Here is a 20938-nt window from a genome sequence, read left to right on the forward strand (position 1 = left end):
TGAGCGCGGGGTTGGACGCCGAAGGGCCCCACGCACCGCGAGGTGCGTGGGGCCCTTCGGACTGGCCTGTACGAGGCAGGCAGGTCAGAGCATCAATTACTTGATGATCTTGGTGACCTGGCCGGCGCCGACGGTGCGGCCACCCTCACGGATGGCGAACTTCAGGCCCTCCTCCATGGCGATCGGCTGGATCAGCGCGACGGTCATGGCGGTGTTGTCGCCCGGCATGACCATCTCGGTGCCCTCGGGGAGGGTCACGACGCCGGTCACGTCCGTGGTACGGAAGTAGAACTGCGGGCGGTAGTTGTTGAAGAACGGGGTGTGACGGCCACCCTCGTCCTTCGACAGGATGTAGGACTGGGCCTCGAAGTCGGTGTGCGGCGTGACCGAACCCGGCTTGATGATGACCTGGCCGCGCTCGACGTCCTCGCGCTTGATGCCACGGAGCAGCAGACCGACGTTCTCACCGGCCTGGCCCTCGTCGAGCAGCTTGCGGAACATCTCGATGCCGGTGACCGTGGTGGTGGTCTTGGTCTCCTTGATGCCGATGATGTCGACAGTCTCGTTGACCTTGAGGATGCCACGCTCGATACGACCGGTGACGACGGTGCCACGACCGGTGATCGTGAAGACGTCCTCGATCGGCATCAGGAACGGCTGGTCCACGGCGCGGGCCGGGGTCGGGATGCTCTCGTCGACCGCGTGCATGAGGCCGAGGAGCTTCTCGCCCCACTCCTTGTCGCCCTCCAGCGCCTTCAGCGCGGAGACGCGGACGACCGGCAGGTCGTCGCCCGGGAACTCGTACTCGGAGAGCAGCTCGCGGACCTCGAGCTCGACGAGCTCCAGGATCTCCTCGTCGTCCACCATGTCGGCCTTGTTCAGGGCGACGACGATGTAGGGGACGCCGACCTGGCGGGCCAGGAGGACGTGCTCCTTGGTCTGCGGCATCGGGCCGTCGGTGGCGGCGACGACGAGGATCGCACCGTCCATCTGGGCCGCACCGGTGATCATGTTCTTGATGTAGTCAGCGTGACCGGGGCAGTCGACGTGGGCGTAGTGACGCGCCTCGGTCTGGTACTCGACGTGCGCGATCGAGATGGTGATACCGCGCTGACGCTCCTCCGGCGCCTTGTCGATCTGGTCGAACGGCGTGAAGGGGTTGATCTCCGGGTACGCGTCGTGCAGCACCTTGGTGATGGCCGCGGTCAGCGTGGTCTTGCCGTGGTCGATGTGACCGATGGTGCCGATGTTGACGTGGGGCTTCGTCCGCTCGAACTTCGCCTTGGCCACTGAGTCCTCCTGAGGACAGTTCCTGTACGCCGTGCTGACGTCAGTTGGTCTTTGATACGGGCCCGGCCCGGGTGCCTGAAGCACCTCGCGCCGCCCCGTGGGTGGGGGGCGGGAGGCCCCGGGAAGATCCGTCTCCGGATCCTCCCGGGTCGCCTCTCGACAGCCTAAGGGGTGTGAATCATCCCGAATGTCGGGACGTCACTCGCCCTTGGACTTGGCGATGATCTCCTCGGCCACGGCCTTGGGGACCTCGGCGTACGAGTCGAACTGCATCGAGTAGCTGGCGCGACCAGAGGTCTTGCTGCGCAGGTCACCGACGTAGCCGAACATCTCGGAGAGGGGCACCAGCGCCGTGACGACGCGGGCACCGTGACGCTCGTCCATGGACCGGATCTGGCCACGGCGAGAGTTGATGTCGCCGATCACATCGCCCATGTAGTCCTCGGGCGTGGTGACCTCGACGGCCATCATCGGCTCGAGGAGGACCGGCTTGGCCTTCTTCGCGCCTTCCTTGAAAGCCATCGAACCGGCGATCTTGAACGCGAGCTCGGAGGAGTCGACGTCGTGCGCCTGACCGTCGAGCAGGCTCACGCGGACACCCTGCAGCGGGTAGCCGGCGAGGATGCCGAACTCCATGGCCTCCTGGCAACCGGCGTCGACCGACGGGATGTACTCCCGCGGAACGCGGCCACCGGTGACCTTGTTGACGAACTCGTAGCCCTCGGCCTGCTCGAGCGGCTCGATCGCGATCTGCACCTTGGCGAACTGACCGGAACCACCGGTCTGCTTCTTGTGGGTGTAGTCGATGCGCTCGACGGCCTGACGGATCGTCTCGCGGTACGCGACCTGCGGCTTGCCGACGTTGGCCTCGACCTTGAACTCACGGCGCATACGGTCGACCAGCACCTCGAGGTGCAGCTCGCCCATACCCGCGATGATGGTCTGGCCGGTCTCCTCGTCCGTGTTGACCTGGAAGGACGGGTCCTCCTCGGCGAGACGCTGGATGGCGACACCCAGCTTCTCCTGGTCACCCTTGGACTTGGGCTCGATGGCGACGCGGATGACCGGGGCCGGGAAGTCCATGGACTCCAGGATGACCGGGTTCTTCTCGTCGGCCAGCGTCTCACCGGTGGTGGTCTGCTTGAGGCCCATGACGGCGACGATGTCGCCGGCGCCCACCGACTCGATCTCCTCACGCTTGTTCGCGTGCATGCGGTAGATCTTGCCGATGCGCTCCTTCTTGCCCTTCACGGCGTTCAGCACCGAGGTGCCGGACTCCAGGCGACCGGAGTAGATCCGGACGAAGGTGAGCTTGCCCAGGTGCGGGTCGGACATGATCTTGAACGCAAGGGCGGCGAGGGGCTCGTCGTCCGAGGCCTTGCGGGAGATCTTGGTGTCCGGGTCGTTCGGCTTGGTGCCCTCGACGGACTCGATGTCCAGCGGAGACGGCAGGTACTTGACGACCGCGTCGAGCAGGGGCTGAACGCCCTTGTTCTTGAAGGCGGTACCGCAGAAGATCGGGGTGAAGTCCGAGTTCAGGGTGCCCTTGCGGATGACGTCCTGCAGCAGCTCGACCGGGATCTCCTCGCCCTCGAGGAAGAGCTCGGCGATCTCGTCGCTGATGGTCGAGACGGTGTCGATCAGCTGCTCGCGGTACTCGTCCGCCTGCTCCTGCAGCTCGGCCGGGATGTCGACGATGTCGTACATCTCGCCCTTGGCGGCCTCGGCCGACCAGATCAGGGCCTTCATGCGGACCAGGTCGACGACGCCCTGGAAGTCCGACTCGGCACCGATCGGGAGCTGCATCACCAGCGGGGTGGCGCCGAGGCGCTCCACGATGGTGTCGACGCAGAAGAAGAAGTTCGCGCCCGTGCGGTCCAGCTTGTTGATGAAGCAGATGCGCGGGACGCCGTAGCGGTCAGCCTGCCGCCACACGGTCTCGGACTGGGGCTCGACACCGGCGACACCGTCGAACACCGTCACCGCGCCGTCGAGGACGCGCAGCGAACGCTCCACCTCGACGGTGAAGTCGACGTGACCCGGGGTGTCGATGATGTTGATGGTGTGGTCGGCATCGTCGACGGTCCAGTGACAGGTCGTCGCGGCCGACGTGATCGTGATGCCGCGCTCCTGCTCCTGCTCCATCCAGTCCATGGTGGCAGCGCCATCGTGGACCTCACCGATCTTGTACGACACACCGGTGTAGAACAGGATCCGCTCGGTGGTGGTGGTCTTGCCCGCGTCGATGTGCGCCATGATCCCGATGTTGCGGACCTTGGCGAGGTCAAGGGAGGTTGCAGCCATGGTGGCTCGTTCTCTCTCTGTCTAGTGACGGGGTACGGACTACCAGCGGTAGTGCGCGAAGGCCTTGTTGGACTCGGCCATCTTGTGGGTGTCCTCGCGACGCTTCACGGAAGCGCCCAGGCCGTTGCTGGCGTCGAGGATCTCGTTCATCAGGCGCTCGGTCATGGTCTTCTCGCGACGGGCGCGGGAGTAACCGACCATCCAGCGCAGCGCCAGGGTGCTGGCGCGGCCCGGACGGACCTCGACCGGAACCTGGTAGGTCGCGCCACCGACACGGCGGGACTTGACCTCGAGGGCCGGCTTGACGTTCTCCAGCGCGCGCTTCAGCGTCACGACCGGGTCCGAGCCGGTCTTCTCACGAACGCCCTCGAGGGCGCCGTAGACGATCCGCTCGGCGGTGGAGCGCTTGCCGTGCAGCAGGATCTTGTTGACCAGCTGGGTGACGACAGGGGAGCCGTAGACCGGGTCGATGATGACCGGGCGCTTCGGGGCGGGGCCCTTACGAGGCATTCTTACTTCTCCTTCTTGGCGCCGTAGCGGCTGCGAGCCTGCTTGCGGTTCTTGACACCCTGGGTGTCAAGCGAACCGCGGATGATCTTGTAGCGGACACCAGGAAGGTCCTTCACACGACCACCGCGCACCAGCACGATGGAGTGCTCCTGCAGGTTGTGGCCCTCGCCCGGGATGTAAGCGGTGACCTCGATCCCGCTGGTGAGGCGCACACGGGCGACCTTGCGAAGCGCCGAGTTCGGCTTCTTCGGGGTGGTCGTGTACACACGCGTGCAGACCCCACGACGCTGCGGGGAGCCCTTCAGCGCGGGAGTCTTGTTCTTCTCGACCTTGTCCTGCCGGCCCTTTCGGACCAGCTGCTGGATCGTAGGCACCGTTTCTCCGTTTTCTGTGTGCCAAGGCTTGGTGGAACTAACCTGCGGTGTCTCCCTTGCACACAACCCCGTGGTCGACCCACGCGGTCGGGTGTGTTGGGCTTTTTCCGACACGGAATCCCATGGCTGATGTACAGCGACGGCGCTCTACGCGCGGCGCGCTTTGGGGCGCTCCGGCTTGGCGCGGCGGCCGGTGTGCATGCACGCACAAGGACCCGGGGACACCCCAGGCACAAGGTCAGAGCGTACCTAGCGCATGGGGCTCGGTCAAAACAAATGCAACGCCGCAGGTCGCGGCCTTCGACCGGGTGTCGCCCCGGTGTCCCGTGCGCGACCGGCCGGTGTCGGGCCGCCTTCCACCCGCTCTACCACAGTCGACGGGCACCCGCCAGCGGGGCGGCCGTCACGGGACCGGGGGCGGGGGCACGCCCGGGCCGCCGCTGGACACCATGACGGCGCCCAGCAGGACCATCAGCACCCAGAAGGCCAGGCCGAGGTACCCGATGACCAGCCCGGCGACCGCCGCCCAGTCGCCCTCCAGGTTCCGGCGGCGGATCTGCGACCGGGCGATGTGGCCGGTGACCACCGCGACCGGCGAGGCGCCGACCAGGCTCAGGACGAAGGAGGCGACCGCCAGCCCGCTGGTGGGGCCGGGCCGCGGCGGCGGCATCGGCAGGAAGGTCGCCGGGACGGGCTGCGCGGGCTGGGCGGGCTGGGGCGCCTGGACGAGCGGCGCGACCGGCATCGGGCCGACCGGCAGGTCGGCCACCAGGGTGGCCAGCTGGCCGTAGGTCTGGGCGGCGGCCGCCGCCTCGTGCCGCTGCTCGTACTCCTGCGCGGACAGCCGGCCCTCGGCGAAGGCGGCCTTCAGCACGTCGATCGTGCGGTCCCGGTCCGCGTGCCCGGCGCGCATCCCGACCTGGCCGACCGGCTGCGGGGCGGGCGCCCACGCCGGTTGCCGTTGCGGGTCCTGGTCGCCCCACCCCTGAACGGACATCCGCCACCTCCCGGCACCGCGGCACCCCCGCGCGCTCACTGGTCCTCATAGTGCAGGACGAACCGGGGAACTGAGTAGTTGCCGAATCGGACCAGCAGCTCTCGAAAGCCGTCACCCCGCGGCGCGCCTCACCCGTTCGGCGGACAGCCTCAGGGGATGCTCAAAGCGGGCGACAGCCCGTTCGGCCGGTGCCAGTCTGGGATCCGGAGCAACCCCACCACCCCGCGTCCACCCACGAGCACAGACAGAAGGCCGCCATGCAGGCGTCAGTACCGTCGCCCTCCGAACCGACCCCCGCCGGCCGGCCCGGACCGGACACCCCGTCCGCCGTCAGCATCCAGGGGCTGTGGAAGCACTTCGGTACCCAGGCCGCGGTCGCCGGGCTCAGCCTGGAACTGCCCGCGGGTGCGTTCATCGGCCTGGTCGGGCCGAACGGCGCGGGCAAGACCACCACGCTGTCCATGGTCACCGGCCTGCTCCGGCCCGACCAGGGCAGCGTGCTGGTGCACGGCACCGACGTGTGGGCCGACCCGGTCACGGTCAAGGCCCGGATCGGCATCCTGCCCGAGGGCCTGCGGATGTTCGAGCGGCTCAGCGGGCGCGAACTGCTCCAGTACACCGGCCGGCTGCGCGGCCTGCCCGCCGCCGAGGTGGACCGCCGCGCCGAGGAGCTGCTGGCCGTCCTGGACCTCGGCCGGGACGCCGACAAGCTGGTCGCCGACTACTCCACCGGCATGCGCAAGAAGATCGGCCTGGCCGCCGCGCTGCTGCACAACCCCGACGTGCTGTTCCTGGACGAGCCCTTCGAGGGCGTCGACCCGGTCTCCGCCCAGACCATCCGCGGCGTGCTCAAGCGGTACGCGGCGGCCGGCTCCACCGTGGTCTTCTCCAGCCATGTGATGGAGCTGGTCGAACAGCTCTGCGACTGGGTCGCCGTGGTCGACGCGGGCCGGGTGATAGCGCACGGCCCGCTGGACTCCGTCCGCGGCGGGCGCAGCCTGCACGAGGCCTTCCTGGAGCTGATCGGCGTCCGCGAGGACGACGGCCAGGCCCTCGGCTGGCTCGGCGGCGGGAGCGCCCAGTGACTCCCGCCGTACCCGACGAACGGACGGTGGTCCGCGGCCTGGTCGCGCTCAAGCTGCGGCTGCTGCGCAACGGGCTGCGCCGCAGCCGGGGCCGGGCGGCCGTGTACGTCGTCGGCGGCGTCCTCGGACTGGCCTTCGCGGGCCTCACGGCCTTCGGCATGGCGATGCTCAACGGGCGCTACGAGGGCTCCGGGAACACCGGGGTGATGCTGCTCGGCGTGCTCACCCTGGGCTGGGCCGCGCTGCCGCTGTTCCTGTTCTCCAGCGACGAGAGCGCCGACCCGACCCGGCTCACCATGCTGCCGCTGCGGCCCGGCCCGCTGCTGCGCGGCTCCCTGCTGGCCTCGCTGATCGGCCCCGGTCCGCTGATCAGCCTGGTGCTGGTGACCGGCGCGGTGCTGTCCGGCGCCACCGGCGGCGCCTCGGCCGCCACCGCCGTGGTCGCCGTCCCGCTCGCCCTGCTCTGCCTGGTCACGCTGTCCCGGGCGGTCGCGGCCGGGAACGCCCGGATGCTCTCCAGCCGACGCGGCAAGGACTTCGCGATCTTCGGCGGACTGGCCTTCGCCCTGCTCGTCCAGGTCGCCAACGTCGGCTCGCAGAGCATCTTCGGCCGGCAGCACGACAAGGACATCGACCTCAGCCCGCTCAAGCCGATCGCCGCGGTGCTGCGCTGGATCCCGCCGATCAGCGCCGCGGACGCCCCCCGCAGCGTCGGCGCGGGCGAGTACGGGGCGGCGCTGCTCCAGCTCGCCGCAGCCGGCGCGCTGCTCGTCCTCCTGCTGCGCTGGTGGCGCGACAGCCTCCAGGAGCTGATGGTCACCGCCGACTCCTCCACCCTGGAGGTGGCCCGCGGGGTGCAGAGCGCCCGCGGCTGGCGGTTCCTGCCCGAGGGCCGCACCGGCGCGGTGATGCAGCGCCACCTGCGGTACGCCTGGCGCGAGCCGCGGGCCAAGGCCGCGTTGTTCACCAGCGTCGGGATGACGCTGGTGATCTGCGTGCTGTCGGTGGTCCAGGGCTGGTCGAGCGTCTACCTGCTGGCGCTGACCGGGACCTTCCTCGGGCTGCAGATGCTCAATCTGTTCGGCATGGACGGCTCGGCGTTCTGGATGGTCGCCGCCACCCTGCGCACCCCCGCCGACGCCCGGGACGAGCTGCGCGGCCGGGCGTACGCGGTGCTGTCGTACGCCGTCCCGGTCACCGCGGTGCTCGGGCTGGTGCTGGCCGCCGTCACCGGCGACTGGGCCGGGCTGCCGTCCGCGCTCGGCCTCGCGCTGGCGGTGCTCGGCAGCGGCATCGCGCTCGGCTCGGTGTTCAGCGTGCTCGCGCCGTACACCATGCCGGCCGACAGCAACCCGATGCGCAACGCCGCCCCCGGGCAGAGCGGGCTGGTCCTGCTCAACCAGTTCGGCTCGATGCTCGGTGTCGCGGTGCTCTCGCTGCCGGTCGGCGGCTACCTGCTCTGGGCGCTGACCTCGGACGGGCCGACCTGGCCGCTGCTGCTGCTCGGCCCGCTCTACGGCGCCCTGATCGCCACCCTCGGCATCCGGGTGGCGGCCTCCCGGCTGCTGGGGCGTGTGCCGGAGATCATGGCCAAGGCCATCGAGCGGTAGGCCCGTCTCCGAGGCCCCTCCGGCATCATGGGCCGGAGGGGCCGGGTCGTCGAGGAGAGCAGGGACACACCGTGGGCAAGCGCGCGCAGCAGGGCGACGGGAACGCCGGGCCGCTGCTGGAGCAGGCGGTGCGCCCGGTGCTCACCGCCCCGGACGAGGGGCTGGACCTCGCCCTGGACACCGGGGCCTCGCTGCTGGCCGCCTCGGCCGGGCAGTGGCCGGCGGTCAGCCGGGCGGTGCTCGGGTACGCGGACACCGCGGTGGGCCGCTGCTGGTCGGCCGGGTGGCGCCCGGCCGACCTGGTGCGGGTGGTGCGGCGCGGGCTCAAGCCCGTCCACCTGGCGCTCGCGGTCGACCTGATCGCCGCCGAGGGCCGCCGCCACCCCGCCGCGAGCCTGGACCGGCGCTGGCACGAGCAGCTGCGCGAGCTGGAGGCCGAGGTCTGGTGGCCCACCGACGAGCAGTACCTGGGCGCCTTCGCCCACCGCCACCGGCTGGACCGCTTCGCACTCGCCACCGCCCTGCTGGAGCTGCTGCGCAGCTGGGGCCGGCTGCCCCCGATCGCTCCGGTCGGCCCCGCCCCGGGACAGCCGGGGCAGGCCGGGCCGGTGCGGCGCCCCGCCGCCGGGCCGCCGCGTCCCGGGGCATCGGCCGGCGAGCCGCGGATGCTGGCCCGGATCCGGGCACTGCTGGCCAAGGCCGAGTCCACCGAGTTCCCGGAGGAGGCCGAGGCGCTGACCGCCAAGGCCCAGCAGCTGATGGCCCAGCACAGCATCGACGACGCGCTGCTGGCCGCCGCCGGGGCGGACCGCAACACCCCGGCGGCGCTGCGGATCGGCGTGGACAACCCGTACGAGGGACCCAAGACGATGCTGTTGGACGCCGTCGCGGCGGCCAACCGGTGCCGGGTGGTGTGGGCGAAGGAGTTCGGCTTCTGCACCGTGATCGGCTTCGACGGGGACCTGGACGGCGTCGAGCTGCTCTACACCTCGCTGCTGGTGCAGGCCACCCACGCGCTGAACAAGGCCGGCTCCGGCAAGGACTCGCGCAGCAAGGCCTTCCGGCAGTCCTTCCTGGTCGCCTACGCGGCGCGGATCCGCGAGCGGCTGACCGCCGCCACCGAGCGGGCCACCAGCGACGCCGCGGCCGGCCGCCACCTGCGCGAGGACGGCACCGAGGAGCAGCTGCTGCCGGACGAGCGGCTGCTGCCCGCGCTGGCCGCCCGCTCGGCGGCGGTGGACGACGAGGTCGGCCGGCTGTTCCCGAAGCTGGTCTCCCAGCGGGTCCGGGTCAGCGACGGCGAGGGCTGGGCGGCCGGGCGGGCCGCAGCCGACCGCGCCGCGCTGCACGGGCGGGGCGAGATCCACAACTGACGGCCCGCCTGATAGAAACGACCCGCCATGAACGAAGGGGGATTCGACTTGACGGAGTCGGCGGCGGAGTCGGGATACCGGGACCGGGTGCGCGGTTCGCTGCTCGGCGGCGCGATCGGCGACGCACTGGGCTGGCCGGTGGAGTTCCAGCAACTCCACCAGATCCAGGACCGGTTCGGTCCGCAGGGCGTGACCGCGCTGCCGTCCCGGAGCGCCGGGTCGGTGGAGGTCACCGACGACACCCAGATGACGCTGTTCACCGCCGAGGGCCTGATCCGCGGCTTCGTCCGCGGCTGGTCGGGCGGCGGCGGCTCGGTACCGGAGGCCGTGCACGGCGCCTACCGGCGCTGGCTGCGGACCCAGTACCAGCCCGAGCCGGACACCGGGCCGCAGCCGCGCCCCTACGACGGCTGGCTGCTCGGCCGGCCGTTCCTGTACGCGCGGCGGGCGCCGGGCAACGCCTGCCTGAGCGGGGTGTCCGAGCACCCGGTGTTCGAGGCGCCGGCCCCGCTCGGGAGCCCCGGGCCGATCAACCCCGGCTCCAAGGGCTGCGGTTCGGTGATGCGCGCGGCGCCGTTCGGGCTCGCCCGGCTCGGCGTCGAGCAGTCCTTCGGGCTTGCCGTGCAGTGCGCCCAGCTCACCCACGGGCACCCGACCGGCTACCTGGCGGCGGGCGCCTTCGCTGCGCTGGTCGAGCGGCTGGCGGCCGGGACGGAGCCGTGGGCGGCGGTCGGCGAGACGGTGGAGCAGATCCGCGAACTGCCGAAGTCCAAGGAGACCGTCCAGTCGCTGGCCCGGGCGGTGCGGCTGGCCCAGGAGGCCGAGCCCTCGGCGGACACCGTGGAGCGGGTCGGGCTCGGCTGGATCGCCGAGGAGTGCCTGGCCATCGCGGTGTACTCGCTGCTGGCGGCCACCCTCGACCCCGACCCGGTGCGCACCGCACTGCTGCTGTCGGTCAACCACTCCGGGGACAGCGACTCCACCGGCGCGGTCTGCGGCAACCTGGTCGGGGCCGCGTACGGCGCCTCGGCGCTGCCCGCCGACTGGGCGGCGGCGGTCGAGGGGCGGGCCGAGCTGCTGACGGTCGCGGACGACCTGCTGGTGCTGTTCGGCAGCCGCGACCCGGGCCACCCGGCGCTCGGCGGGCGCTACCCGGCCTGGTAGCCGGACCCGCCTCAGTTCGCCTGCGGGTCGGCGACCTGACCGAGGAACAGCGGCCGCCCGGTGGCGGTGTCCCGGATCAGGAACAGGAACGGCCGGTCGATGTGCAGCCGGACGGGCTTGTCCGGGGCGGGAGCCGCCGCGACGCCCACCCCGACACCGCTGCCGGCCGCCGCGACCGTGCCCTCCTCGTCGACCTGGACGGTGGCCTTCTGCACCACCGTGCTGACGGCGAGCGGGTCCTTGGCGATACCGCCGAGGTCGGCGTGGTCGAAGGCCGAGTGGACGCCGAGCGAGCGCAGCACGGGGCTCAGCTCGTTCGAGGTGTCGAACCGGAAGCGCGGCAGCTGGAGGTCGACGGGCCGTTCGGCGAGGGCGCCGAGGATCCGGTCCAGCTGGGGCCGGTCCAGGCCCTTGGTGAAGGCGGCGAAGCCGCCCTGCGCGGGGACGATCAGGTCCATCGCCAGGTTTCCGCCCTGGTACGGGAGTTCGACGGCCTGCCAGGGCTCGCCGACGATCCCGCCGGAGCCGTCCGCGTACTTGAACTCGCCGGTCCGGCTCATCGACGGGACGGCCGGGGCGGACCCGTCGAGCTTGTGGAACGGGCGGTCCGCGGTCTCCCCGGGCTTGAACGCGGAGGCCCACTTCGCCTTGAGGTAGAGCGCGTCGGTGAGGACCAGCCGGGTGTCCCCGTTGATCGCGCCCGGTGCGAAGAGGTCCTTGATCCTCCCCTCGGTGGCCTTCTCCACGGCCGCGTTGACGGCCTGGCGGGAGCCGTTGGGGTCCTTCTCGAAGTCGGTGGTGTGCACTCCGGCGTCGAACGCGGTGGCGAGGGCGGCCAGGTAGTCGGGCTCGACCGGGAAGCCCTGCTGCGTCCAGACCTGGTCGCTCTGGCGCAGGGTGAGCCCGTCGGTGGTCGGGGCGGGCCGGTTCAGCGCGCCGGTGGCGAGGGCGTACTGCTTCGGGTCGAGGTCGGTGTGCAGGGCCTTGGCGAGTTCCTCGGCGGTCGCCCCGCGCGCGCCGGGCAGCAGCATGGCGAGCACGGTGGACAGCCCGGACGGGGAGACCACCAGGTTGCGTCCGGCTGCGTCCGGCGGCGCGGTGAGGGCGTGCAGGAGGTCCAGGCCGAAGGCGTCGGTGGCCTTGGCGGTGGCGGCCACCGCGGCCGGGTCGACGGCGGGCCGGCTCGCCGGTGCGGAGGCCCGAAGCTCCCCGGTGGCGGCGGCGCCGGTGCTGCCGCAGCCGCTGGCCAGCGGGGTGGCGAGCGCGGCGGCGAGGAGCAGCGCCGCGGGGCGGCGGGGCGGGCGACGACGGGTTCCGCTGCTGCTGTTCGTCATGGCCCTTCGACGCGGCACCGCCGCCCCGGGTTCCGCTCAGTCCCAGAGCGCGCCGAACTCCAGCAGTTCGTCCCGGTGCTCGATCCGCTCGACCCACTCCGCGGGCCAGACCTCCTCGCCGTGGTGGGCGCCGGCGAAGGCGCCGGTCAGGCAGGCGAGCGAGTCGGAGTCGCCGCTGGAGTAGGCGGCCCGGCGGACGGCCGCCGCCGGGTCGTCGGGCATGAGCAGGAAGCACAGCAGGCCGGTGCCGAAGGCCTCCTCGGCGACCCAGCCCTCGCCGGTGGCCAGGCACGGGTCGGCCTCGACGTCGGGCGCGGCGAGCGCGGCCTCCAGCTGGTCGAGCACCTTGAGGCAGTCGTCCCAGCCGCGGGCGAGGACGGCCTGCGGGGAGGCGCCGTGCCAGCGGTCGGCGAGGTCGCCGAGCCAGAACTCGTCGTACGTCTCGCGGCTCGCCAGCGCGTACGCCCGCAGCACGGCGGGCAGTCCGGCGGGCGGGACGCCCTCGGCGAGCTTGCGCACGGCGTACGCGGTGAGGTCACTGGCGGCGAGCGCGGTCGGGTGGCCGTGGGTGAGCGCGGACTGGAGCTGGGCGGCGCCGGAGAGCCGGCGGGCGTCCAGTTCGCGGATCAGCCCGACCGGGACGACCCGCATGTTGGCGCCGCAGCCCTTGGAGCCCACGTCGCTGGCCTGCTGCCAGCGGTACTTGTCGTGGCTGAGCCGCTCGCAGGAACGCAGGCAGGTCATGCCGGGGGCGCGGTTGTTCGCCGGGGAGCGCCACCAGTCGACGAACTCCTCGCGGACCGGGCGCTCCAGTCGCAGCGGGGTGAGCGGACCGCGCGCCAGGGCGGTGCGCAGGCCGCGGGCGAGGGCGAGGGTCATCTGGGTGTCGTCGGTGACCAGCGCCTTCTTCGGCAGCGGGAGTCGCCGCCAGTGCGGGTGCTCGGCGGCGATCCGCTCGACGTCCTGGAATTCGGTCAGCCGGCCCATCGCGTCGCCGATCGCCAGCCCCAGCAGTGCCCCCGTCGCCTTGCCCACGGCCTTCTCCCCCTCGGTTCTCAGACTTCGACCAGCAGCTCCTTGAGCCCGCGGATCACGTAGCCCGGGTTCCACTCGGGCTCGCGGACCAGCCGCAGGCCCGGGGCCCGGCGCAGCAGCGTGCCGTAGGACTCGGTGAGCTCCAGTCTGGCAAGGGGCGCGCCCAGACAGAAGTGGATTCCGGCGCCGAAGGTGACGTGCGGGTTCTCGGTGCGGCCGAGGTCGAGGCGGTCGGGGTCGGCGAAGCGCTCCGGGTCGCGGTTGGCGGAGCCGAAGAGCAGGGCGATCTCGGCGCCGCGCGGGACGGTGACGCCGCGGACCTCGATGTCCTCCAGCACCCAGCGCTCGAACATCTGCAGCGGGGTGTCCCAGCGCATCAGTTCCTCGACGGCGGTGGGCAGCAGGGCGTCCACCGAGCCGCGCAGCCGGGCGAGTTCGCCGGGGTGGCGGAACAGCGCCCACCAGCCGTTGCCGGTGGTGTTGACGGTCGCCTCGTGGCCGGCGTTGAGCAGCAGCACGCAGGTGGAGACCATCTCCTGCTCGCTGAGCGCGTCGGAGCCCTCCTGGGCCTGGATGAGCGCGCTGATCAGGTCCGTCCCCGGGTTCCCCCGGCGCTCGCGGATCAGGCCGCGCAGGTAGTCCGAGAACTCGATGCTCGCGGTGACGGCCCGGCGCGCGGTCTCCTCGCTCGGGTTGAGCTCGAACATCCCGGTGATGTCGGCGGACCACGGGCGCAGCAGGTGCCGGTCGCTCTCCGGGACGCCGAGCATCTCGGCGATCACGGCGACCGGCAGCGGCTCGGCGACGGCGGCGATCAGGTCGCCGCCGCCGGCCGCGAGCAGCCCGTCGACGAGTTCCCCGGCCAGCCGTCGGACGGTCGGCCGCAGGCCCTCGACCATGCGCGGGGTGAAGGCCTTGGAGACCAGCCGGCGGATCCGGGTGTGGTCGGGTGCCTCCAGGTCGAGCAGCCCGTGGTCGTTGAGGGTGTGGAAGGGCTCGTACGCCGGGTCGGGCTCGGGGCGGCCGAACTCCTGGTGGCTGAACCGGTGGGTGTAGGTGCGGCCGAGCCGCCGGTCGCGCAGCAGGGCGCTGACGTCCTCGTGGCGCGAGACGAGCCACTGGTTCGTCGGCTCGAAGTACGTGACCGGCGCGTGCTCGCGCAGCTCGGCGTACGCGTCGTACGGGTGGGCCACGAACTCCGTCGACCAGGGGTCGAACTTCGCCGTCGTCGTCATCGGTCGATCACTCCAGGCCGTGAGGGGAAGCCGGGACGATCATCGTATGCAGGCGGTACGTCCGTAAAGGGTCCTTACGCCCCTTCCCGCACCAGCCTGCGCACCAGCTCCGGCAGTGCCCGGGAGATCGGCTCCCGGATCACCTCGGCCGCAGCCGCGTCGTACGGGGTCTCCTCGCCGTTCACCACCACCAGCCGGGCACCGGACTCCAGCGCGATCTGCGGCAACGAGGCCACCGGGTAGACCTGGAGGCTGGTGCCCACCGCGATGAACAGGTCGCAGGCCTTGGCGATGGCGTCGGCCTGCTGGAGCACCACCGGGTCCAGCGCCTCCCCGAACATCACCGTCCGCGGCCGCAGGATCCCGCCGCACTCCCGGCAGGCCGGGTCCGGCTCCCCCGCCTCGACCCGGGCCAGCGCCTCCGCCATCGGGCCGACCACCCGGCAGCCCACGCACTGCACCTCCGTCGCGGTGCCGTGCAGTCGAGCACCTTGCGGGCGGGCAGCCCGGACCGCTGGTGCAGCCCGTCCACGTTCTGGGTGAGCACCCGGACCGGGAGCCCGGAACGCTCCAGCTCGACCAGCGCCCGGTGCCCCGCGTTCGGCTCGGCCGCCAGTGCGCCGGCTTCCCCGCGCATCAGCCAGGCCGCGCGGCGGACCTCCGGCTCCGCGAGATAGGGCCCGATGGTGACCGTCCGCTGCGCCGACGGGTCCTTCTGCCAAAGCCCCTGCGGGCCGCGGTAGTCGGGGATGCCGGAGTCGGTCGAGATGCCCGCGCCGGTGAGCACGGCGATCAGGGGGCGCTTCTGGTTCATGCCCCGGACGGTACGGGCGCCGGGCCGCCCGGGCCACCGAAAATCCGGGTGCGCCCGGCCAACTCCCGCCGCACACTGGGCCGGTCACCCACCGTTTCCGCGAAGGAGCCCCGTGCAGGGAGCAGTCAGCGTCTCGCCGGCCCAGATCCCCGAGCTGCTGCTCGGCCTGGCCACCGTCCGCCCGGTGTTCCTCTGGGGCGCACCCGGCATCGGGAAGTCCTCCCTGGTCAGGGCGTTCGCCGAGTCGCTCGGCCTGGAGTGCGTGAGCCTGGTCGGCACCCAGCTCGCCCCGGAGGACCTGATCGGCGTCCCGCAGCTCACCCCCGAGGGCCGCTCCCGGTTCTGCCCGCCCGAGCAGATCGCCCGCGACGAGCCGTACTGCCTGTTCCTGGACGAGCTCAACGCGGCCTCGCCGGACGTCCAGAAGGCCTTCTACTCGCTGATCCTGGACCGCCGGATCGGCTCCTACGAACTGCCGCCCGGCTCGATCGTGATCGGCGCCGGGAACCGCGCCACCGACGGCGCGCTCGCCCGCCCGATGGCCTCCGCGCTGGTCAACCGCATGGTCCACGTCCACCTGCGGGCCAGCGCCGAGGACTGGCTGCGCTGGGCGGCCGGCGCCGGCATCCACCCCTGGATCCTGGACCACCTCACCGACCGGCCCGACCACCTGTGGTCCGCCCCGCCCAAGACCGAGGAGCCGTTCTCCACCCCGCGCGCCTGGCACATGCTCTCCGACGCGCTGCACTCCTTCGGCCCGACCCTGGACGAGGAGACCCTCAAGGTGGTCGCGTACGGGCTGCTCACCCCGCAGCACGCGATCGCCTTCTGCGGCTACGCGAAGATCGTCCGCAACTCCTACGGCCTGGACGCGATCCTCAAGGGCGACGCCCGCTGGCCGCACCGGCTGGAGGACCGCGACCTGCTCTACTACCTGGCCGACGCCTTCCGCGGCCGACTGGTCAAGGAGCTGCCCGCCAGTAAGGAGCACGCCTCCGGGGCGCAGCGGCAGACCGCCTTCCGGGCCAAGTCGCTGCTGGTGCAGCTGGCCGAGATCTCGGTGGAGGTCGCCCAGACGGTGATCGCCGACGGCTCGGACGGCAACCCGGTGCTCCCCTCCTGGTTCCTGATCGAGGCCGCCCGGGACATGCCCCGGCTGGTCGAGGCCCGCCGGTGAAGCGCGCCCCGGCCGACCGCAAGAAGCCCGACCCGGGCGCCGAGGCCTTCACCGGCGGCCTCCGACTGCTGCGCGCCAACCCGGCCTTCGCCGCCCTGCGCGCCGACGTCTGCCGCAGCGAGGACTGCACCACCGCCCCGCCGGACGGCTGGGCGGTGGTGGACTCCAACGGCACCCTGCACGTCAACCCGCGGCGCCGGGCCGAACCCGCGGAGTGGGCCTGGGTGCTGGCGCACGGCCTGCTGCACCTCGGCTTCGGCCACCTCCCGGGCGCCCGCGGCGCCCGGCCCCAGCCCGACCCGTACCAGGCCGCCGCCCGCTGCGCCGTGGTCAACCGCTTCCTCGCCACCTTCCCGGTCGGCCGCGCCCCGGTCACCCTCCCCCAGGAGTACCCGGGCGGCGACGAGGAGGAGCTGGCCGAGCGCTGGCGCCGCGACGGCCTGCCCCCCGCCGAGACCGTCGGCACGGCCGGCACCGCCGAGCGCGACCAGCTGCTGGTCGAGTGGCACGGCCACGGCCAGGCCCGCGAGGACTGGCCGGCCGCCTTCGCGGCCGCCCTCACCCGCACCATGTCCGCCGCGATGGACCGGGCCGGCGGCCGGATCGACGCCACCACCGGCGAGCGCCTGCCCGAGCGGCCCTGGAACCGGGCGCTCAACTGGTTCATCTCCTCGTACCCCCTGCTCGGCGGCATCGCGGCCGGCCTCACCGTGGTGGCCGACGCCGAACTCACCCGGGCCCACGACATCGCCGTCGCCGCCGTCAACGCCGAGGCCGCCGAGATCTACGTCAACCCGCTGCGCCACTACTCCGACGAGGAGTGGCGGTTCATCCTCGGCCACGAGATCCTGCACGCCGCCCTGCGGCACGGCGAGCGCCGCGGCGGCCGCGACCCGTTCCTGTTCAACGTCGCCGCCGACTACGTCATCAACGGCTGGCTGCTGGAGATGGGCGTCGGCGAGATGCCCGACGGGCTGCTGCACGACCCGCAGTTGAAGGGGCTGTCGGCCGAGGAGGTGTACGACCGGATCGCCCGCGACCAGCGCCGGATCCGCCGCCTCGCCACCCTGGCCGGGAAGAACCGCCCGGACGTCCTCGGCGAACCGCTCGGGCCGGCCCGGGACTACGTCGACCTGGACGACTTCTACCGGCGCGGCCTCCAGCAGGGCTTCGAGCTGCACGGCCGCGAACGCGGGCTGCTCCCGGCCGGGTTGGTCGAGGAGATCCGCGCCCTGGCCCACCCGCCGCTCCCCTGGGACGCACAACTGGCCCGCTGGTTCGACGAGTTCGTACCGCGCCCGGAGCCGGTGCGGAGCTACTCCCGCCCCGCCCGCCGGCAGTCCGCCACCCCGGACATCCCCCGGGCCGGCCGCTACCACCCCGAGGAGGAGGTGCCGCGCTGCACCTTCGGCGTCCTCCTGGACACCTCGGGCTCGATGGACCGGACACTGCTCGGCAAGGCGCTCGGCGCGATCGCCTCCTACGCCGCCGCCCGGGACGTCCCGGCCGCCCGGGTGGTGCACTGCGACGCCGCCCCGCACGACGCCGGGTACCTGCCGGTCGAGGAGATCGCCGGCCGGCTCCGGGTGCACGGGCGCGGCGGCACCGTCCTCCAGCCGGGCATCGACCTGCTGGAGCGGGCCGAGGACTTCCCGCCCGGGGCACCCGTCCTGGTGATCACCGACGGCGAGTGCGATGTCCTGCGGGTGCGTCGCGAGCACGCCTTCCTCGTCCCGCGCGGCGCCGGGCTGCCGTTCACCCCACGCGGGCCGGTCTTCCGGATGAGCTAGGAAGGATCCGGGAAGGATCTAGGCCAACGCCGTACGGGGCGCCGCACCGTCGATCCGCACCAGCGGGCACAGCGCCACCAGGTAGCAGGCGGCGGCCAGCGGGATGAAGGCCAGGTCGGCCGCCGAGGCGACGGTGCCGATCAGCATCAGCACCGGGCTCCACCAGCGCAGCGTCCGGGCCGCGCCCACCGCGGCGGCGACCAGCAGGGCCAGCAGGCCGACGTAGAACAGCAGCGGGCCGACCTTGTACACCGCGGCGAGCACTCCCGGGACGGACTGGACGCGCTCGAAGAGGCGCGACTGCTCGTCCTTGGTCGCCGAGGCCAGGCCGACGCACAGGTCGATCCCGATCTGCGCCAGCGAGGCCGCCAGGCCCGCGAAGGCCGTCCCCAGCGCGGCACCCGCCGCCAGCCGTCCGGGCAGTGTGCCGCGCGGGGCGATCAGTCGGCGCAGGGCGAGGAAGACCGGGGCGAAGAGCAGCAGCCCGGCGAACATCGCGGTGTGGCCGAGGGTCCAGCCGAGGCCCGGCTCGCGGGAGCCGGGCACCAGGCGGATGCCGCCGTACAGGGCCATCAGGGCGGGGGCGCCGACGACGGCGTAGGCGGTGAGGCGGGTGCTCCGGGCGTCCTGGGCGCTCCGGGTGCTCCGGGTGCTCCGGGTGCTCGGGGCGTTCTGGGTGCTCCGGGTGCTCGGGGCGTTCTGGCTGTTCCAGGTGGCGTTCATCTGACGATCTCCTGCGGTGTCCGTGGTCCGTTCCGACACCGCAAAGCCTCCCGGCCGACCCCCTCGTCGCGGATCGCCCGCACCGGCGAACCCGGCCCCTCCCCCGCAAGGGGGAGTCCCTCAGGACTCCCCCACCGCCACCGCCCCGGCCTCGTACGCGAACACCACCGCGTGCACCCGGTCGCGCAGCCCGAGCTTGCTCAGCACATTGCTGACGTGGGTCTTCACGGTGTGCTCGCTGACCACCAGCTCGGCCGCGATCTCCGCGTTGGACAGCCCGCGCGCGATCAGCCGCAGCGTCTCCTGCTCGCGCAGGGTCAGCTGCTCCAGCAGCTTGGACGGCGGCCGCACCGCCCGCTCCCGGCCGCCCGGGCGGCGGGCGGCGAACTCGCCGATCAGCCGCTTGGTCACCGAAGGCGCGAGCAGCGCCTCCCCCGAGGCGACCATCCGGACCCCGTGCGCCAGGTCGTCCCGCCGGACGTCCTTCAGCAGGAAGCCGCTGGCGCCCGCGTACAGCGCGTCGAAGACGTAGTCGTCGATGTCGAAGGTGGTCAGCATGATCACCTTGGTGGCCGGGAACTCCTCGCACACCCGGCGGGCCGCCTCCAAGCCGTCCATCACCGGCATCCGGACGTCCAGCAGCAGCACGTCCGGGTTGTGCGCCCGCACCGCCTCGACGGCCTCGGCGCCGTCGCAGGCCTCGGCGACCACCTCGATGTCCGGCTGCGCGTCCAGGATCATCCCGAACCCGGCCCGCACCAGCTCCTGGTCGTCCGCGACCACCACCCGTATCGGCGTCATCCGCCCACCCTCTCCACCACGCCCGCCGGCCCCAGCGGCAGCCGGACACTCACCAGGAAACCCCTGCCCTCCGGCCCCGGGCCGGCCTCGGCCCGTCCGCCGCAAGCCGCGGCCCGCTCACGGATGCCGACCAGCCCGCGCCCACCGGACCAGCCGGCCACCGTACGGTCGGCGGTCAGCGGCACCCCGCGACCGTTGTCGGAGACCACCACCTCCAGCACCCCGCCGGCCCGCCCCACCCGGATCGCGACCCGGTCCGCCCCGGAGTGCTTGACGGTGTTGGTCAGCGCCTCCTGCACGATCCGGAACGCGGCCGCCTCGACGTCGGCGGGCAACCCGTCCAGGGCGTCGGCGAGTTCGAGGTCCACCCGCAGGCCGGCTCCGCGCACCCGCTCGGCCACGTCGGCGAGTTCGGCCAGCCGGGGCTGCGGCGCCAGCTCCCGCTCCGCCTCCGGGTCCTTCAACACCCCGAGCACCCGCCGCAGTTGGACCATCGCGTCGCGGCCCGCGTCGGCGATGGTGTCGAAGGCGCGGATCGCCCGGTCCGGGTTGTCGCGCACCACCAGCGGCCCGGCCTCGGCCTGGATGACCATCAACGACACGGCGTGCGCCAGGATGTCGTGCATCTCCCGGGCGATCCGGGCCCGCTCCTCGGCGACCGCCCGGGCCGCCTCACTGGCCGCCCGCACCCCCGCCTCCCGGGCCCGCTCCGCCTGCATCCGGGCCAGCTCCCGCTGGGTGCGCACCAGGGCACCGAAGACGAAGGAACCGCCCGAGGTCAGCGCGCTGAACAGCGCGCCGTTCGGCGAATGGGTGCCGATCACATTGGCCACCACCACCGCCGCCAGCACCGGCCAGCGCTGCCGGTCGGGGAAGCGCTCCGCCACCGTGTACATCCCGATCACCGCGTACAGCGGCACCTGCGGGTTCGCCGAGTGCGCCACCACCGACAGCACCAGCGAGGGCGCGGCGCCCACGATCAGGACGAGCAGCGAGGCCTTGCGCCGCCAGGGCAGGAACAGCGCGGTGGACACCGCGACCAGGTACACCCACCAGGGCCAGGCCGTGTCGTCGTTGTAGACCGACCAGAGCGACACCGCCGCCGAACAGGCCGCCAGGAAGGTGTCCAGCACGTACGGGCTCAGCCCGGCCGTCCGGCTCCGCCACCGCGCCGCGCGCTCCACCGTCGTACCTCCCCCGTACCCGGGGACCCCGCCCCCGCGGAGAAGATCATGCCCTACCGGCAGAACCTCCGGCACCGCCCGGTCGGACCGCACCAGGTCGGCCCCCGCCAGGTCGGCCCCCGCCCGCCCGGACAGCGC

At 72.6% G+C, this 20938-nt stretch carries 17 protein-coding genes and 1 pseudogene; 6 read left to right on the top strand and 12 right to left on the bottom strand.

Translation table 11 applies throughout. The features are described 5' to 3' along the window. Positions 1-96 precede the first annotated feature (96 nt). From tuf to ABTY61_RS05440, 5 genes are all read right to left on the bottom strand, one after another. Entirely contained in the window at positions 97-1290 is a 1194-nt protein-coding gene (gene tuf / locus ABTY61_RS05420) for an elongation factor Tu (protein WP_031063092.1), read from the bottom strand. 198 nt (positions 1291-1488) lie between these two features. Next, on the bottom strand, positions 1489-3594 hold the full coding sequence (fusA, locus tag ABTY61_RS05425) for an elongation factor G (RefSeq protein ID WP_350503582.1): 2106 nt from the start codon (positions 3592-3594) through the stop codon (positions 1489-1491). 39 nt (positions 3595-3633) lie between these two features. Then, positions 3634-4104, bottom strand: a complete 471-nt coding sequence (gene rpsG / locus ABTY61_RS05430; protein ID WP_030055803.1) for a 30S ribosomal protein S7 — start codon at positions 4102-4104, stop codon at positions 3634-3636. Between the two features lie 2 nt (positions 4105-4106). Then, on the bottom strand, positions 4107-4478 hold the full coding sequence (gene rpsL / locus ABTY61_RS05435; RefSeq protein WP_014144289.1) for a 30S ribosomal protein S12: 372 nt from the start codon (positions 4476-4478) through the stop codon (positions 4107-4109). A 403-nt stretch (positions 4479-4881) separates the two neighbouring features. Then, a complete protein-coding gene (locus ABTY61_RS05440) occupies positions 4882-5475 on the bottom strand; it encodes a DUF1707 and DUF4190 domain-containing protein (RefSeq protein ID WP_350503583.1) in 594 nt (197 codons plus the stop codon). Between the two features lie 257 nt (positions 5476-5732). On the opposite strand from ABTY61_RS05440, the gene ABTY61_RS05445 reads away from it, so the two are divergent. From ABTY61_RS05445 to ABTY61_RS05460, 4 genes are all read left to right on the top strand, one after another. Further along, positions 5733-6560, top strand: coding sequence for an ABC transporter ATP-binding protein (locus ABTY61_RS05445; RefSeq protein ID WP_350503584.1), 828 nt, complete (start codon positions 5733-5735; stop codon positions 6558-6560). Next, a complete protein-coding gene (locus tag ABTY61_RS05450) occupies positions 6557-8170 on the top strand; it encodes a transporter (protein WP_350503585.1) in 1614 nt (537 codons plus the stop codon). Before ABTY61_RS05445 ends, ABTY61_RS05450 begins: the two co-directional genes overlap by 4 nt. Positions 8171-8241: 71 nt before the next feature. Further along, a complete protein-coding gene (locus tag ABTY61_RS05455; protein WP_350503586.1) occupies positions 8242-9543 on the top strand; it encodes a DUF2786 domain-containing protein in 1302 nt (433 codons plus the stop codon). 27 nt (positions 9544-9570) lie between these two features. Beyond that, on the top strand, positions 9571-10707 hold the full coding sequence (locus ABTY61_RS05460; protein ID WP_350503587.1) for an ADP-ribosylglycohydrolase family protein: 1137 nt from the start codon (positions 9571-9573) through the stop codon (positions 10705-10707). Positions 10708-10718: 11 nt separating this feature from the next. Here the strand turns inward: ABTY61_RS05460 and ABTY61_RS05465 are convergent, their stop codons facing one another. The 4 genes and pseudogenes from ABTY61_RS05465 to ABTY61_RS05480 form a co-directional block, all read right to left on the bottom strand. Continuing rightward, positions 10719-12041: a serpin family protein gene (locus ABTY61_RS05465; protein WP_350503588.1), complete on the bottom strand. Its 1323-nt coding sequence runs from the start codon at positions 12039-12041 to the stop codon at positions 10719-10721. 36 nt (positions 12042-12077) lie between these two features. Then, entirely contained in the window at positions 12078-13076 is a 999-nt protein-coding gene (locus ABTY61_RS05470; protein WP_350503589.1) for an ADP-ribosylglycohydrolase family protein, read from the bottom strand. A gap of 20 nt (positions 13077-13096) precedes the next feature. Next, positions 13097-14311: a cytochrome P450 gene (locus ABTY61_RS05475; protein WP_350503590.1), complete on the bottom strand. Its 1215-nt coding sequence runs from the start codon at positions 14309-14311 to the stop codon at positions 13097-13099. A gap of 74 nt (positions 14312-14385) precedes the next feature. Continuing rightward, positions 14386-15125 (bottom strand): annotated as a pseudogene (locus ABTY61_RS05480) (SIR2 family NAD-dependent protein deacylase). Positions 15126-15237: 112 nt separating this feature from the next. Between ABTY61_RS05480 and ABTY61_RS05485 the strand changes: the two are divergent. Together ABTY61_RS05485 and ABTY61_RS05490 are read left to right on the top strand one after the other, a co-directional pair. Then, the gene (locus ABTY61_RS05485; RefSeq protein ID WP_350503591.1) at positions 15238-16302 is read left to right on the top strand and encodes an ATP-binding protein; all 1065 of its coding nucleotides are present in this window, start codon (positions 15238-15240) and stop codon (positions 16300-16302) included. Next, positions 16299-18092, top strand: a complete 1794-nt coding sequence (locus tag ABTY61_RS05490; RefSeq protein ID WP_350503592.1) for a vWA domain-containing protein — start codon at positions 16299-16301, stop codon at positions 18090-18092. The genes ABTY61_RS05485 and ABTY61_RS05490 overlap by 4 nt, the downstream gene beginning before the upstream one ends. 18 nt (positions 18093-18110) lie before the next feature. Here ABTY61_RS05490 and ABTY61_RS05495 read toward each other — a convergent pair whose 3' ends face one another. From ABTY61_RS05495 to ABTY61_RS05505, 3 genes are all read right to left on the bottom strand, one after another. Then, positions 18111-18815, bottom strand: a complete 705-nt coding sequence (locus ABTY61_RS05495) for a hypothetical protein (RefSeq protein ID WP_350503593.1) — start codon at positions 18813-18815, stop codon at positions 18111-18113. Positions 18816-18935: 120 nt separating this feature from the next. Further along, positions 18936-19616, bottom strand: coding sequence for a response regulator (locus tag ABTY61_RS05500; protein ID WP_350503594.1), 681 nt, complete (start codon positions 19614-19616; stop codon positions 18936-18938). Then, entirely contained in the window at positions 19613-20800 is a 1188-nt protein-coding gene (locus ABTY61_RS05505; protein WP_350503595.1) for a sensor histidine kinase, read from the bottom strand. The genes ABTY61_RS05500 and ABTY61_RS05505 overlap by 4 nt, the downstream gene beginning before the upstream one ends. Between the last annotated feature and the right edge of the window lie 138 nt (positions 20801-20938).

This window comes from Kitasatospora sp. NPDC096128, assembly GCF_040303105.1.
In the GTDB taxonomy this organism is placed as follows: Bacteria; Actinomycetota; Actinomycetes; order Streptomycetales; family Streptomycetaceae; genus Kitasatospora.